This is a genomic window from Streptomyces sp. Y7 (assembly GCF_043195415.1).
GTDB lineage: Bacteria > Actinomycetota > Actinomycetes > Streptomycetales > Streptomycetaceae > Streptomyces.
The window spans coordinates 244,600-259,972 of record NZ_JBIDDQ010000004.1; the positions used below are offsets into that span (position 1 = coordinate 244,600).

The window sequence follows — 15,373 nt, forward strand, 5'->3', positions numbered from 1 at the left end:
GAGCTCCCGAACAGCTCCAGGACATACGTCAGGGGGTGACCACCGACCGGTGGTCACCCCCTGACGTACGTCCTGGACGGGCCCTGAGGGCCCGTCCCGTCACCCGTGCTGCCCAGGCGTCGACGGCTTCCGCAAGGTGGGCCGGGCCGCCGCCGCGCGACGCTTGAGGGCGATCCACCAGTCCGACACCGCCCAGACCACCCGCACGCTGGAGCGGGGGAGCAGCAGAGCGCGCAGGTTCGTCGTCCAGCCGGCCCTGGACCGAAGGTCGTCCCGCACCCGCCGGACATCGTCCGCGAGGCCCGCCGTCGGACGCGGGACAGGGGCGTAGAGCACCTGTTCCACCGCGTCGGCCACGCGGTGGACCGAGGCCGCGGCCGGCGGGTCCAGGCGGCCCAGCCGAACGACGCGGGCGGCCGTCTTGCGGGGCGTCTGGGAGTCGTCCGGCGCAATGCCGAAGTCCCAGGCCGTGTCCGTCAGTTCCTGCCAGACCGACAAGGTGTGCAGCGGGATGTCCGCCTCGGCGCGGCCATGTGCTCCCAGCCGTACCGCTCTCGTCCGCAGACGCCACAGCATCGGAGCCGACGGGATCAGCAACGCCGCGGCACCGCCGAGCGCCCAGGCCAGCAGGACGTACCACTTCGGACCGTCACCGCCGACGGCCACCGCGGCCTCCGGCGACTCGCTCGCGCACAGCTCCGGGTTCTGCCCCGCGCAGCTCTCGCTGGTCGAGGGAGTGGCGGACGGGCCCGTGCTCGTCGACTGCGAGGGCCGCGCCACGTCCGGGAGCGTGGAGCCGGGCGTGTCCGCCTGGGTGTACGGCGGGACCGAGCCCCGGGTCGGTGTCGGCTCGAAGCGGGTCCAGCCCACGCCCTCGAAGTACAGCTCGGGCCAGGCGTGCGCGTCCCTCAGCCCCACCGAGACGGAGTTGTCGCCCTGCGGGGTACCGGGCGCGAAGCCCACCGCGACCCTGGCCGGTATGTCCAGCGAGCGGGCCATCGCCGCCATCGCGAAGGAGAAGTGGACGCAGAAGCCCTCCTTGTCCCGCAGGAAGCGGGCGATGGCCTCGGGACCGCTGCCGACCTTCACGTTCGTGTCGTACTGGAAGCCGCCCGTGATGGAGAAGTACTCCTGGAGCTTGACCGCCTGCTCGTAGTGGCTGGTCGCGCCCTCGGTGACCTCGCGCGCGGTCCGGCCGACCACCCCGGGCAGCGAATCCGGCAGCTTGGTGAACTCGCGCTTCAGCGCGGCCGGCGGCTCGGGGGCCCCCGCGAGCTGGTCCGCCGTCGGCTGCACGTCGAGGCTGCGCACGGTGTAGGTCGCCCCGCGCGTGGTCTGGCGGCGGTCGCCGACGACGGTCATGCCCAGCGGTTCGTAGCGCCAGTTGCCGCTGATGTCGACGCCGCTCGGCGGATACGGCATCGGCAGCCAGTTCTGGGCGTACCAGTCGGCGGCCGAGACGGTCGTCTCCACCTCGGCGCGTTTGACGTCGGCGCCCAGGCCGAAGGGGGTGGGGAACTTGTCCGGCACGGCCTCGATGCTGCGCTTGGACGGCTGCCAGGTGGTGCCGTCGAAGTCGTCCAGGGACACGATCCGCAGGTAGAGGTTCGACAGGTCGGCCGAGTTCGTCTTCAGCGACAGGACCTCGCGGTCCTCGTCGACGTTCAGGCTGTCGCGCAGTGACACCAGCGGGTTCACCGCCGATATCGTGCCGCCGCCCCCACTGCCGGAGCCCACGCCCGCCCCGGCGGCGTCCAGCAGGCCGCCGTTCATCGAGGGCAGGGCCAGCGGCACCGCCAGGGCGATGCCCAGCGCGACCACGCCGATGCGCCGGCCGGTGCGGACCGGCGCCACCGCGCCGCTCGGTTCCGCGCCGGGCGTCCGCGGAGCCCCGCCGAAGACCCGGCCCCACTGGGAGAGCCGGTCGCGGCCCTCGGCCAGGAGCAGCATCAGATAGCCCATGGCGGCGACCAGGAACCACAGCCAGTCCGCGCCGCCGTCGGACAGCCCGGCGGCCACGGAGTACAGCGCCAGCAGGGGCAGCCCGGCCGGCGCGGCGCTGCGGAACGTCACCGCGAGGGTGTCCACCGCGAGGCCGATGATCAGCACCCCGCCGATCAGCATCAGCCGGATGCCGTCGGACAGCGGCGCCGGGATCGAGTACCGGCTGACGTCGTCCGCGCCGGTCTGCAGCAGGTCGCCGAAGTGGGCGAACGCCTCCGGGCCGGGGATCACTCCGATGATCGCCTGCTGATTGGCGAAGGTCAGGGTCAGCAGCATCAGCGCGACCAGGGCCTGCGCGGCCACGGTCACCGGCCGGGCCAGCGGGACCCGCCGGGTCGCCATGCCCACGCCCGTCTGGACCGCGAGCAGGAAGATCGCCTGCATCAGCCAGGTGACCGGCGAGACCAGCGGCAGCAGGGCGCACGAGGCCATCAGCGTGGCCGCCGCGGCGCACAGCGCCATCCGTGTCCGCCCGCTCATGCCACTCCCCCCTCGCCCAGCACGGCGGCGTCCGTACGCGCTCGGTCCGCCTGGCGCCACAGCTCGTTCAGCGGGGCGCCCCGCGGCACGCTCAGGGCCGTCCAGCCCGCCTCCCGCAGCATCCGCAGCCGCTCCTCGCCCCTGTCCAACGCGCCGGGCACATCGGTGGGTTCCCGCCCCCAGATCCCGCTGTCCAGCACGAACGCCACCGCGCCCCCGCTGCGCTGACGCATCTTGGCGGCCACCGTGGCCTGCTCCTCGTCCAGGTCGCCGAAGAAGGCGACCAGCAGGCCCTCGTTGCCGCCGCGCAGCAAGTCGTAGGCCCGCGACAGACCCGTGCCGTCGGAGTGGTCGATCACCGCGAGGGTGTCCATCATCAGCCCCGCCGCGTCCGCCGACTCCTGGCTCGCGCCCGCGAACCCGTCGGCGCCCTCACCGGGCACCGAGCTGCCGGTGTCGGTCAGCAGCCGGACGGAGAAGCCCCGCTCCAGCATGTGCACCAGCACGGAGGCGGCGCCCGAGACGGCCCACTCGAAGGCCGAGTCCGGGCCCGCGCCCTTGAAGGCCGGGCCCCTGGTGTCCAGCAGCACCGTGCAGCGGGCGCGCTGCGGCTGCTCCTCGCGGCGCACCATCAGCTCGCCGTAGCGGGCGGTGGAGCGCCAGTGGACGCGGCGCAGGTCGTCGCCGTAGCGGTAGCCGCGCGGGATCACGTCGTCCTCGCCGGCCAGCGCCAGCGAGCGCTGCCGGCCGTCGCCGTACCCCTTCGCCTCCCCGCTGAAGCGCACCGGCGGCAGCGGTTCCACGCGCGGGATGACGGTGAGTGTGTCGTACGTCGAGAAGGAGCGGGTCAGCTCGCACATGCCGAACGGGTCGCTCAGCCGCAGTTGCAGGGGGCCCAGCGGATAGCGGCCGCGCAGATCGGAGCGCACCCGGTAGGACACCTCGCGGCGGCCGCCCGGCTCGACCCGGTCCAGCACGAAGCGGGGGCGCGGGCCGAGGACGTAGGGCACCCGGTCCTGGAGCATGAGCAGGCCGGTGGGCAGCCGGGAGACGTTGTCCATCCGCAGGTGCACCCGGGCCTCGCTGCCGGCGGGCACACGCGCGGGAGAGAGCCTGCGGCTGCCCGAGACCCGGTAGCGGGTGCGGTACAGCACCGTCGCGCAGACCAGTGGGAGCGCCGAGAGCAGCAGTCCGACACGCAGCAGGTCGCTCTGGCCGAGGACGTAGGCGCAGACGGCGGCCGCGATGCCGGCGGCCAGGAAGGAGCGCCCGCGCGTGGTCAGCCCGGCCAGTGCCGTGCGGATCCCGCCCTTCTCGTCGCGCTCCGCCTCGGCCTGGCCCGTACTGCCGGAGGTCATCACAGCCTCCGTGGCGGCTGCTGGCCGTACGGCTGAGTGCCGCGGCCCAGACCGCCGAAGCCGTGCTGCTGCTGTTGCGCGGCGGGCACGGGGGTGCGCTGGAGGATCTCCTGGACGACCTGCTCGGCCGTGCGGCGGTTGAGCTGGGCCTGCGCGGTGGGCAGCAGGCGGTGGGCCAGGACGGCCACGGCGAGGGCCTGCACGTCGTCCGGCAGCGCGTACTCCCGGCCGCTGAGGGCCGCGGACGCCTTCGCGGCGCGCAGCAGATGCAGCGTCGCGCGCGGGGAGGCGCCGAGTCTGAGGTCGGGATGGTTGCGCGTGGCCGCGACCAGGTCGACCGCGTAGCGGCGGACCGGCTCGGCGACGTGCACCCCGCGCACGGCGTCGATCAGCTTCACGATGTCGTGCGCGTGCGCCACCGGCTGCATGTCCTCCAGCGGAGAGACACCGCCGTGCACGTCCAGCATCTGCAGCTCGGCCTCCACGCTGGGGTAGCCGACGGAGACGCGGGCCATGAAGCGGTCGCGCTGCGCCTCGGGCAGCGGGTAGGTGCCCTCCATCTCGACCGGGTTCTGCGTGGCCACCACCATGAAGGGGCTCGGCAGCTCGTAGGTCTGGCCGTCGATCGTGACCTGGCGCTCCTCCATGGACTCCAGGAGCGCCGACTGCGTCTTCGGCGAGGCGCGGTTGATCTCGTCGCCGATCACGATCTGGGCGAAGATCGCGCCGGGCTTGAACTCGAAGTCCTTGCGCTGCTGATCCCAGATGGACACACCCGTGATGTCCGACGGCAGCAGGTCCGGCGTGAACTGGATGCGTCGCACCGAACAGTCGATGGACCGCGCCAGCGTCTTCGCCAGCATCGTCTTGCCCACGCCGGGCACATCCTCGATCAGAAGATGTCCCTCGGCGAGCAGTACGGTCAGCGAAAGCCGTACGACCTCGGGCTTGCCCTCGATCACTCCCTCCACCGCGTCGCGGACTCGCTCCACAGTGGCGGTCAGATCAGTGAGGCTCGCTCGATCGTCATAGGTCGTCACCCGGCCCTCCTCGGCCCGTTCTTTCCGGGCCGACGCGATGCGCGGACCGGCCCACCCCTGGAACACGGACACCACGCGCGAAGTGTTCCGCGTGCTGCCACACCCGCATTCTTGCTGCCGTTACCGATTCGTGTCACTCGCCTGTGGACAACTGCCTGCGTTATGTCGGGTCTTACGGCCTTTTGGGCACGCCCGAGCGCAAATTGACAGCGAAACGACAGGTGCCACGGATGGTCACGCGACCTCCGCGCGACGGTCACGAGGTGTCCGCCGTGGGGCGTCCACGCCGGCCGTCGCACGGAGTGCGCTCCGGCGGTTACGCGGGGTCGATCTCGCGCAGCAGACCCGTCTTCACGTCGAAGACGAAGCCCCGCACGTCGTCGGTGTGCAGCAGGAACGGCGAGGTGCGCACGCGCTGCATCGACTGCCGGACGTCCTGGTCGACGTCCCGGAACGCCTCCACCGCCCAGGCGGGACGCTGGCCCACCTCGAGTTCCAGCTCGTTGCGGAAGTCCTCGGTGATGCTCTCCAGACCGCAGCCCGTGTGGTGGATCAGGACGATGCTGCGGGTGCCGAGCTTGCGCTGGCTGATCGTGAGCGAGCGGATCACGTCGTCCGTGACCACGCCGCCCGCGTTGCGGATGGTGTGACAGTCGCCGAGCTCCAGGCCCAGCGCCGCGTGCAGGTCGAGACGGGCGTCCATGCAGGCCACGACGGCGACGTGCAGGACGGGGCGGGCGTCCATGCCCGGATCGGTGAAGGCGTCGGCGTAGCGCTCGTTCGCGTCGACGAGCCGGTCGGTGACCGTGCCGCGGCGGTCTATCGCACTGTCGGGGCCGGTGGGAACCGATGCAGAAGTCGTCATACCCATGACGTTACTGGTCACGTCCAGAGCGGTCCTGTTGTGAGAGGGGACAAAGAACGCCATCGAGGCTTGTTGTGAGCTAACCCACAAGGGTGACGTGAGTGCCCCCATACGAGCCATTTTCCTGCCGGTACGACTTCCGCCGAACCCGAAGCGGCGACGCGCAGGCCGGTTGATTGACCGCGCCACACGGTGGACTAAAGTGACGCGAAGCGGGAGGCGAGACTCCCTGCTGGACTGTTTTTCCCGGAGACACCGGCGTTTTTTCCGGCGATCTCCCCGCGTGCGCGGCGCGTACGTACGGCTCGGCCTCCTCCCGCTCCCGGTCGGCTGACGCATCCGGCGCCGGCAGACCTCCCCTTCACGAGCGGGCGGGGACCCGGCGGTGCGTACCGCCCTGCCGGATCTGAGAGGGCCCCTTGAGTTCCAGTCGACATGTCCCGGTGATGCTCCAGCGGTGCCTGGACCTGTTGGCTCCCGCCCTCCAGCGGCCCGGAGCGGTCGTCGTCGACTGCACCCTCGGCCTCGGCGGCCACAGCGAGGCCCTTCTGACGCAGTTCCCCGAGGCCCGGCTCGTCGCCCTCGACCGCGACAAGGAGGCCCTGCGCCTGTCCGGCGAGCGGCTCGCCCCCTACGGCGAGCGCGCCACCCTCGTGCACGCCGTCTACGACGAACTCCCGGACGTCCTGGCCAGGCTCGGCATCCCGCGCGTCCAGGGCGTCCTGTTCGACCTCGGCGTCTCCTCCATGCAGCTCGACGAGGCCGACCGAGGCTTCGCGTACGCCCAGGACGCCCCCCTCGACATGCGCATGGACCAGACGACCGGCATCAGCGCCGCCGAGGTCCTCAACACCTACCCGCCCGGCGAACTCGTCCGGATCCTGCGCGCCTACGGCGAGGAGAAGCAGGCCAAGCGGATCGTGTCCGCCGTGGTGCGCGAGCGCGCGAAGGAGCCGTTCAGCAACAGCGCCCGGCTCGTGGAGTTGATCCGGGACGCGCTGCCGCAGGCCGCCAAGCGCACCGGCGGCAACCCGGCCAAGCGCACCTTCCAGGCGCTGCGCATCGAGGTCAACGGCGAGCTCTCCGTCCTGGAGCGGGCGATCCCGGGCGCCGTGGAGGCCCTCGCCGTCGGCGGGCGGATCGCCGTCCTGTCGTACCACTCGCTGGAGGACCGGCTGGTCAAGCAGGTGTTCGCGGCCGGCGCCGCCAACACCGCCCCGCCCGGGCTGCCCGTCGTCCCCGAGCAGTACCAGCCGCGGCTCAAGCTGCTGACGCGCGGTGCCGAACTTCCCACGGAGGAAGAGATCGCCGAGAACCGGCGCGCGGCACCGGCGCGCCTGCGCGGGGCCGAGCGCATCAGGGAGTCCATCGAATGAAGGCCGTGAGGCAGGGGCGGGAGTCCGGGTCCACGACGCGAAGCCATCGGTTGGAGAACCGGACCCGGGGGAGGGCGAGTGAGTAGGAAACCCGAACTGAGGGGGCGGGCCGCCCGGCTCGCGCGGCTCCTGCCCCCGGGCGCCGGGCAGGCCGCCCGTGCCCCCTTCGTCCTCCTGGTCGTCCTTCTCCTCGGCGGCGGCCTCATCGGTCTGCTCGTCCTGAACTCCGCCCTGAGCGAGGGCGCCTTCCAGAAGGACGACCTCCAGAAGGAGACCAAGACCCTCACCGACGAGGAGCAGTCCCTCCAGCGGGACATCGACGCCTACTCAGCCCCCGACGCCCTCCAGCGCCGGGCCCGCGAACTCGGCATGGTCCCGGGCGGCGACCCCGCCTTCCTCGACCCGGACGGCAAGGTCAAGGGCGTGCCCAGTGCCGCGCCCGGGCAGGCCGCCGCCCGTGGCTCCGTCGTCCTCGCCCCCGAGGCGATCACCGGTTCGCCAGCCACTCCCGCCGCGTCCGACCCGCAGGCCGCGCCGACCTCCGAGCCGGCACCGGCGGGCCAGGCCACACCGCAGACGGTGCCCCAGTACACGGCCCCCCTCCAGCAGTCCGACCCGTCCGCCCAGTCCTCCACGTACCCGACCCCCGGCAGGTGACGGAAGTGTCCGACAGGGAACCGCCGCGCCGCCGCGTGCCCGGACCCGCGAAGCCCGCCCGCTCCGGCGGCGCCCAGCGGCGCCCGGGCCCCGGCGCCCGCCCGGCCCGCCGCCCGGCACGCCCACGTCCCGGGGCGGCCGCCGCCATCCGGCTCGGCAGCCCCCGCCCGCGGCTGCGCATGGTCAGCCTGGCCCTGACACTCGTTCTGATCGCCTTCGTCGTACGCCTGCTCCAGGTGCAGGGCGTCGACGCGAGCACCTATGCCGCCAAGGCCGAGAAGAACCGCTACGTCGGCTACACCCTGGCCGCCGAGCGCGGCGGCATCACCGACCGCAACGGCGTGGCGCTGGCGGCCAGCGTGGACGCCTACGACATCACGGCCGACCCCACGCTGTTCTCCCGCGACCAGCTGAAGATCGACGACGGCCCCGAGCAGGCCGCCGCGCTCCTCGCGCCGATCCTCGGCCAGGACCAGGAGAAGATCGTCCACAAGCTCCGGCCCGCGAACCCGAACCTGCGCTACACGCTGCTGGCCAGCCGCCAGACCCCGCAGGTCTGGAAGCAGATCAAGGACCTGAAGAGCGCGCTGGCCACCAAGGCCGAGACCGACAAGAGCGCCGTCAACGTCCTCGCGGGCGTCCTGTCGGTCGCCAGCAGCAAGCGCGTGTACCCGAACGGCGATCTCGCCGCCGGGATACTGGGCTGGGTGAACGCCGACGGCAAGGGCGGCGGCGGCATCGAGCAGCAGCTGAACAGGGAGCTGTCCGGCAAGGACGGCGAGATCCGCTACGCCCAGTCCGGCGGCCGCCAGGTCCCCACCGTGGGCTCCACCGAGACGCCGGCCGTGCCCGGCAGCGACGTCGAGCTCACCATCGACCGCGACATCCAGTGGGCCGCGCAGAACGCGATCACCAAGCAGGTGGAGGAGTCCAGGGCGGACCGCGGCTATGTGATCGTCCAGGACACCCGCACCGGCGAGATCCTCGCCATGGCCAACTCGCCCGGCTTCGATCCGAACGACCTCTCCGAGGCCTCCAGCGCGAACATGGGCAACGCCGCCCTCCAGGACGCCTACGAGCCCGGCTCCACCGCGAAGGTCATGTCGATGGCCGCCGTACTGGAGGAGAACGTGGCCACACCCGGCACGCATGTCATCGTGCCCAACCGGCTGCACCGCGGCGACCGGCTCTTCAAGGACGACATCGACCACGAGACCTGGTACCTCACGCTCAACGGCGTGCTCGCCAAGTCCAGCAACATCGGCACCATCCTCGCCACCGGTCAGCTCGGCAAGACCCAGCGGCAGTCCAACAAGGTCCTCTACGACTACCTGCGCAAGTTCGGTCTCGGCAGCTACACCGGGCTCGGCTTCCCCGGCGAGACCCGGGGCATCCTGGCGGCCCCCGACAAGTGGTCGACCTCGCAGCAGTACACGATTCCTTTCGGCCAAGGGCTGTCGCTCAACGCGATGCAGGCGGCGTCGATCTACTCGACGATCGCCAACGGCGGCGTACGCGTCGACCCCACGCTGGTGCGTGGCACGGAGGGACCCGACGGGCAGTTCACCGAGGCGCCGAAGCCCAAGAAGACCCGGGTCATCAGCGCCCGGACGGCGCGGACCCTCGCCCAGATGCTGGAGTCGGTCGTGGACGACCGGGAGGGCACCGGCACCAAGGCGCGCATCCCCGGCTACCGGGTCGCGGGCAAGACGGGTACGGCGAACCGAGTGGATCCGGCCACCGGAAAGTACCGGGGCTACACGTCCTCCTTCGCCGGCTTCGCGCCCGCCGACAACCCCCGGGTCACGGTCTACTGCGCCATCCAGAACGCCACCCAGGGCAACTACTTCGGCGGCCAGATCTGCGGCCCCATCTACAAGCAGGTGATGGAGTTCGCGCTGAAGACCCTCCAGGTCCCGCCGACCGGTGCCAAGTCCGCCAAGCTCCCGGTCGCCTACAAACCCTGACCACCCTGATCAGCACCGAGCAGCCAGGAACCACCTCGTGACAACGATCACCCCGGACTCCGGGAACCAGCCCCCGCCCCGCCCCTCACTTCGCTCCGAGGCGGGTGCGCCCGGTACGCTCACCGCCGTGCCACACGCTGATCAGTCCCAAACCACCCAGAAGGGGCATCCTGTGACGTATCCGGGACCGCCCAGGCCGGCGCAGGTCTCCGCCACACCCCTCGCGGAACTTGCCGACCAGCTGGGTGTTCCCGCGCCGGAACACCAGGACGGCTCCGCCGAGGTCACGGGCATCACCCATGACTCACGGGCCGTCCGCCCCGGCGATCTGTACGCCGCCCTGCCGGGCGCCCGCCTGCACGGCGCGGACTTCGTCGCGCAGGCCGCCGGCCTCGGCGCGGCGGCCGTGCTGACCGACCCGACCGGCGCCGAACGCGCCGCCGAGACGGGCCTGCCCGTCCTGGTCGTCGAGGACCCGCGCGGGCGGATGGGTGAACTGGCGGCCACGATCTACGGCCACCCCGGCCGCGATCTGCTCCAGATCGGCATCACCGGCACCTCCGGCAAGACCACCACCGCCTACCTCGTCGAGGGCGGTCTGAAGACGCTCCGGTCGACCGGCCTGATCGGCACGGTCGAGATGCGCATCGGCGACGAGCGCATCAAGTCCGAGCGGACCACCCCCGAAGCCACCGACCTGCAGGCCCTGTTCGCCGTCATGCGCGAACGCGGCGTCGACGCGGTCGCCATGGAGGTCTCCAGCCACGCCCTGGTCCTCGGCCGGGTCGACGGCTGCGTCTTCGACATCGCCGTGTTCACCAACCTCAGCCCGGAACACATGGAGTTCCACTCCGACATGGAGGACTACTTCCGGGCCAAGGCGCAGCTGTTCACGCCGCGACGCAGCAGGTTCGGCGTCGTCAACGTCGATGACGAGTACGGCAGGCGGCTGGCCGAGGAGGCCACCGTCCCGGTCGTCACCTACTCGGCCGAGGGGCACCCCGACGCCGACTGGCGCGCCGAGGACGTCGAGGTCGGCCAACTGGACTCGACGTTCACCGTGATCGGCCCCAAGGGGGAGCGGATCGCCGCCAAGTCCCCGCTGCCGGGCCCCTTCAACGTGGCGAACACCCTCGCCGCCATCGTCGCCCTGGCCGCCGCCGGCCTCGACGCGCAGACCGCGGCCGACGGTGTGGCCGCCGTGCCGGGTGTACCGGGCCGTCTGGAGCGCGTGGACGCCGGACAGCCGTATCTCGCGGTCGTGGACTACGCCCACAAGACCGACGCCGTCGAATCCGTGCTCAAGGCCCTGCGCAAGGTCACCGAGGGCAGGGTGCACGTGGTGCTCGGCTGCGGCGGCGACCGTGACAGGACCAAGCGGGAGCCGATGGGCGCCGCGGCGGCGCGGCTCGCCGACACCGCCGTACTGACCTCCGACAACCCCCGCTCCGAGGACCCCCTCGCGATCCTCGCCACCATGCTCCAGGGCGCGGCGTCCGTGCCGGCGCACGAGCGTGGCGAGGTCCAGGTCTTCGAGGACCGGGCCGCCGCGATCGCCGCGGCCGTCGCGCGCGCCCGGCCCGGCGACACGGTGCTGGTCGCGGGCAAGGGCCATGAGCAGGGCCAGGACATCGCCGGAGTGGTCCGTCCCTTCGACGACCGCCAGGTGCTTCGCGAAGCTATCCAGAAGACCCAGGGATGAACTTGTGATCGCCCTCTCTCTCGCCGAGATCGCAGAAGTCGTCGGCGGGCAGACGTACGACATACCGGATCCGTCGGTCCATGTCACCGGATCCGTCGTCCGGGACTCCCGTGAAGTGGAGCCCGGCAGCCTCTTCGTCGCCTTCGTCGGCGAGCGCGTGGACGGCCACGACTTCGCGGAGGCCGTCGTCGCGGCCGGCGCGGTCGCGGTCCTCGGCTCGCGGCCGACGGGTGGGCCCGCGATCGTCGTGCCGGACGTGCAGAAGGCGCTCGGCGCCCTCGCCCGTCATGTCGTCCAGCGGCTCGGCGCGACCCTCGTGGCGCTGACCGGCTCGGCCGGCAAGACCAGCACCAAGGACCTGATCGCCCAGGTGCTCCGGAGCAAGGCGCCGACCGTGTTCACGCCGGGCTCGCTCAACAACGAGATCGGGCTGCCGCTGACCGCGCTCAGCGCCACCGAGGAGACGAAGTTCCTCGTGCTGGAGATGGGCGCCCGGGGCATCGGCCACATCCGGTATCTCGCCGATCTGACACCGCCGAAGGTCGGCCTCGTGCTCAACGTCGGGACCGCCCACATCGGGGAGTTCGGCGGCCGTGAGCAGATCGCCCAGGCCAAGGGCGAGTTGGTGGAGAGCCTGCCGGAGGACGGTGCGGCGATCCTCAACGCCGACGATCCCCTCGTACGGGCCATGGCGTCCCGTACGAAGGCGAAGGTGATCCTTTTCGGAGAGTCCGGCGAAGCGGACGTACGCGCCGAGAACGTGCGACTCACGGACAGCGGACAGCCTTCCTTCATGCTTCACACACCCTCCGGGTGCAGCGATGTGACCATGCGCCTGTACGGTGAGCACCACGTGTCGAACGCGCTCGCCGCGGCCGCCGTCGCCCATGAGCTGGGCATGTCCGCGGAAGAGATCGCCCACGCGCTCTCCGAGGCGGACTCCCTCTCCCGCTGGCGTATGGAGGTCACCGAGCGCCCGGACGGCGTGACCATCGTCAACGACGCCTACAACGCGAACCCCGAGTCCATGCGGGCCGCCCTCAGGGCGCTGGCTGCCATGGGCGGCGCCTCACGGGCAAAGGGGGGTCGTACGTGGGCGGTGCTCGGCAAGATGGCCGAGCTCGGGGACGAGGCGCTCGCCGAGCACGACGCGATCGGACGGCTCGCCGTCCGGCTCAACGTCAGCAAGCTCGTCGCGGTCGGGGGCAGGGAAGCGTCCTGGCTGCAACTGGGCGCATATAACGAGGGTTCGTGGGGTGAGGAGTCGGTGCACGTGTCCGACGCACAGGCGGCGGTCGACCTGTTGCGCAGCGAGTTGCGCCCAGGGGACGTCGTGCTCGTGAAGGCGTCCCGTTCGGTGGGTCTGGAGAGCGTCGCCGAGGCGCTGCTCGCGGGCGGCGCCCAGGGTGAGGTCGACGCCCGATGATGAATCAGATCCTGTTCGCGGGTGTCATCGGGCTCTTCCTGACAATGATCGGCACCCCGCTGCTGATCAAGCTCCTCGCCCGCAAGGGCTACGGCCAGTACATCCGTGACGACGGCCCGCGCGAGCACGCCAGCAAGCGCGGTACGCCCACCATGGGTGGTATCGCCTTCATCCTGGCCACGATCGTGGCGTACTTCCTGTCGAAGGTGATCACCGGAAAGCCCGTGACCTACTCGGGCCTGCTGGTGCTCGGCCTGATGGGCGGCATGGGTCTGGTCGGCTTCCTCGACGACTACATCAAGATCGTCAAGCGTCGTTCGCTGGGTCTGCGGGCCAAGGCCAAGATGGCCGGGCAGCTGCTCGGCGGTATCGCCTTCGCGGTGCTCTCGCTCCAGTTCGCGGACAACCGCGGCAACACCCCGGCCTCCACCAAGCTCTCCTTCGTGCAGGACTTCGGCTGGTCCATCGGCCCGGTGCTGTTCGTCGTCTGGGCGCTGTTCATGATCCTCGCCATGTCGAACGGCGTGAACCTGACGGACGGTCTGGACGGCCTCGCCACCGGCGCCTCCGTGCTGGTCTTCGGCGCCTACACCTTCATCGGCGTGTGGCAGTTCCAGGAGTCCTGCGCCAACGCGCAGACGCTGACCAACCCGGGCGCCTGTTACGAAGTGCGAGATCCACTCGACCTCGCCGTCGTCTCCTCGGCGCTGATGGGTGCCTGCCTCGGCTTCCTGTGGTGGAACACCTCGCCGGCGAAGATCTTCATGGGTGACACCGGTTCGCTGGCCCTCGGCGGCGCGCTCGCGGGTCTCGCCATCTGCTCGCGCACCGAGCTGCTGCTCGCCATCCTCGGCGGCCTGTTCGTGCTGATCACCATGTCGGTGGTCATCCAGGTCGGCTCCTTCCGCCTCACCGGCAAGCGGGTCTTCCGAATGGCGCCACTCCAGCACCACTTCGAACTCAAGGGCTGGTCAGAAGTACTTGTAGTGGTCCGCTTCTGGATCATTCAGGGCATCTGTGTGATCGTCGGACTGGGCCTCTTCTACGCGGGATGGGCAGCGGACAAGTGACCGACTGGCAGGGGAAGAACGTCACCGTCGCCGGGCTCGGCGTCTCCGGGATCCCGGCGGCCAAGGTGCTGCACGGCCTCGGCGCGAAGGTCACCGTCGTCAACGACGGCGACGACGCACGCGCGCGTGCCCAGGCGGCCGAACTCGAGGCGCTCGGCATCGCCGTACGCCTCGGTGACGGGGCGACCCTGCCCGAAGGCACCGACCTGATCGTCACCGCGCCCGGCTGGAAGCCGGACAAGCCGCTGTTCACGGCGGCCCGTGCCGCGGGCGTCGAGATCTGGGGCGACGTCGAACTCGCCTGGCGGCTGCGGGGGCCGGACGCCGCCCCCTGGCTCGCCGTCACCGGCACCAACGGCAAGACCACGACCGTCCAGATGCTCGCCGAGATCCTGAAGGCGGCGGGCCTGCGCACCGCCGCCGTCGGCAACATCGGCGTCTCGCTGCTGGACGCGGTGCTCGGCGAGGAGCAGTACGACGTCCTCGCCGTGGAGTTGTCCAGTTACCAGCTCCACTGGGCGCCCTCGCTGCGGGCACACTCGGCTGCCGTGCTGAACCTCGCGCCCGACCACCTCGACTGGCACGGCTCCATGGAGGCGTACGCCGCCGACAAGGGCCGCATCTACGAGGGCAACCGCGTCGCCTGCGTCTACAACGTCGCCGACAAGGCCACCGAGGACCTGGTGCGCGAGGCGGACGTCGAGGAGGGCTGCCGGGCCATCGGCTTCACCCTCGGCGCCCCCGCCCCCTCCCAACTCGGCGTCGTCGACGGCATCCTCGTCGACCGCGCCTTCGTCGAGAACCGGCAGAAGAGCGCCCAGGAGCTCGCCGAGGTCTCCGACGTCAACCCGCCGGCCCCGCACAACATCGCCAACGCCCTCGCGGCGGCGGCCCTCGCCCGGGCCTTCGGGGTGCCTCCCAAGGCCGTACGGGACGGCCTGCGGGCCTTCACCCCGGACGCCCACCGCATCGCCCACGTGGCGGACGTCGCCGGGGTCTCCTACGTCGACGACTCCAAGGCCACCAACACGCACGCGGCGGAAGCCTCGTTGGCGGCGTACGAGTCCATCGTGTGGATCGCGGGCGGCCTCGCCAAGGGCGCCGCGTTCGAGGAACTGGTCGCCAAGTCGGCCGGGCACCTGCGCGCGGCCGTCCTCATCGGCGCCGATCGTGGCCTGATCCGGGAAGCCCTGGCGCGACACGCGCCGGAAGTACCCGTCGTCGACCTCGACCGGACCGACACTGGGGCGATGCTCGCGGCAGTCCAGGAGGCGCAGCGGCTCGCCCGGCCCGGCGACACGGTGCTCCTCGCCCCCGCCTGTGCCTCGATGGACATGTTCGCCAACTACAACCAGCGCGGTGACGCGTTCGCGGAAGCGGTTCGCGAACTCGGCGCGGGCGCCTGACGGCGGGTCTCGGCCACAGCGG

General features: G+C 71.4%; 11 protein-coding genes. 7 read left to right on the forward strand and 4 right to left on the reverse strand.

The genetic code is table 11. The features are described 5' to 3' along the window. Positions 1 to 99: 99 nt before the first annotated feature. From ACGFW6_RS14615 to ACGFW6_RS14630, 4 genes are all read right to left on the reverse strand, one after another. Positions 100 to 2,484, reverse strand: a complete 2,385-nt coding sequence (locus ACGFW6_RS14615; protein WP_393508298.1) for a DUF3488 and DUF4129 domain-containing transglutaminase family protein — start codon at positions 2,482 to 2,484, stop codon at positions 100 to 102. Next, on the reverse strand, positions 2,481 to 3,842 hold the full coding sequence (locus ACGFW6_RS14620) for a DUF58 domain-containing protein (RefSeq protein WP_393508301.1): 1,362 nt from the start codon (positions 3,840 to 3,842) through the stop codon (positions 2,481 to 2,483). The genes ACGFW6_RS14615 and ACGFW6_RS14620 overlap by 4 nt, the downstream gene beginning before the upstream one ends. Beyond that, positions 3,842 to 4,882, reverse strand: coding sequence for an AAA family ATPase (locus ACGFW6_RS14625; RefSeq protein WP_393508304.1), 1,041 nt, complete (start codon positions 4,880 to 4,882; stop codon positions 3,842 to 3,844). The genes ACGFW6_RS14620 and ACGFW6_RS14625 overlap by 1 nt, the downstream gene beginning before the upstream one ends. Positions 4,883 to 5,198: 316 nt before the next feature. Further along, a complete protein-coding gene (locus ACGFW6_RS14630; RefSeq protein ID WP_393508307.1) occupies positions 5,199 to 5,747 on the reverse strand; it encodes a beta-class carbonic anhydrase in 549 nt (182 codons plus the stop codon). 419 nt (positions 5,748 to 6,166) lie between these two features. Between ACGFW6_RS14630 and rsmH the strand changes: the two genes are divergently transcribed. The 7 genes from rsmH to murD all read left to right on the forward strand — a co-directional run bounded on the left by rsmH (position 6,167) and on the right by murD (position 15,351). Then, positions 6,167 to 7,123 (forward strand): 16S rRNA (cytosine(1402)-N(4))-methyltransferase RsmH, encoded by a 957-nt coding sequence (rsmH, locus tag ACGFW6_RS14635; protein ID WP_393508310.1) that lies wholly within the window; start codon positions 6,167 to 6,169, stop codon positions 7,121 to 7,123. A gap of 78 nt (positions 7,124 to 7,201) precedes the next feature. After that, complete coding sequence (locus tag ACGFW6_RS14640) at positions 7,202 to 7,780, forward strand: septum formation initiator family protein (RefSeq protein WP_393508313.1); 579 nt, start codon at positions 7,202 to 7,204, stop codon at positions 7,778 to 7,780. Positions 7,781 to 7,785: 5 nt separating this feature from the next. Next, a complete protein-coding gene (locus ACGFW6_RS14645; RefSeq protein WP_393508316.1) occupies positions 7,786 to 9,747 on the forward strand; it encodes a peptidoglycan D,D-transpeptidase FtsI family protein in 1,962 nt (653 codons plus the stop codon). A 172-nt stretch (positions 9,748 to 9,919) separates the two neighbouring features. Beyond that, positions 9,920 to 11,449 carry a UDP-N-acetylmuramoyl-L-alanyl-D-glutamate--2,6-diaminopimelate ligase gene (locus ACGFW6_RS14650; RefSeq protein ID WP_393508319.1) on the forward strand — a complete coding sequence of 510 codons (1,530 nt, stop codon included), beginning with the start codon at positions 9,920 to 9,922 and terminating at the stop codon, positions 11,447 to 11,449. Between the two features lie 4 nt (positions 11,450 to 11,453). Then, positions 11,454 to 12,875 (forward strand): UDP-N-acetylmuramoyl-tripeptide--D-alanyl-D-alanine ligase, encoded by a 1,422-nt coding sequence (gene murF / locus ACGFW6_RS14655; RefSeq protein ID WP_393508322.1) that lies wholly within the window; start codon positions 11,454 to 11,456, stop codon positions 12,873 to 12,875. Next, the gene (gene mraY, locus ACGFW6_RS14660; RefSeq protein ID WP_062719009.1) at positions 12,872 to 13,945 is read left to right on the forward strand and encodes a phospho-N-acetylmuramoyl-pentapeptide-transferase; all 1,074 of its coding nucleotides are present in this window, start codon (positions 12,872 to 12,874) and stop codon (positions 13,943 to 13,945) included. The genes murF and mraY overlap by 4 nt, the downstream gene beginning before the upstream one ends. Next, on the forward strand, positions 13,927 to 15,351 hold the full coding sequence (gene murD / locus ACGFW6_RS14665) for a UDP-N-acetylmuramoyl-L-alanine--D-glutamate ligase (protein ID WP_393508326.1): 1,425 nt from the start codon (positions 13,927 to 13,929) through the stop codon (positions 15,349 to 15,351). The genes mraY and murD overlap by 19 nt, the downstream gene beginning before the upstream one ends. Positions 15,352 to 15,373: the final 22 nt, after the last annotated feature.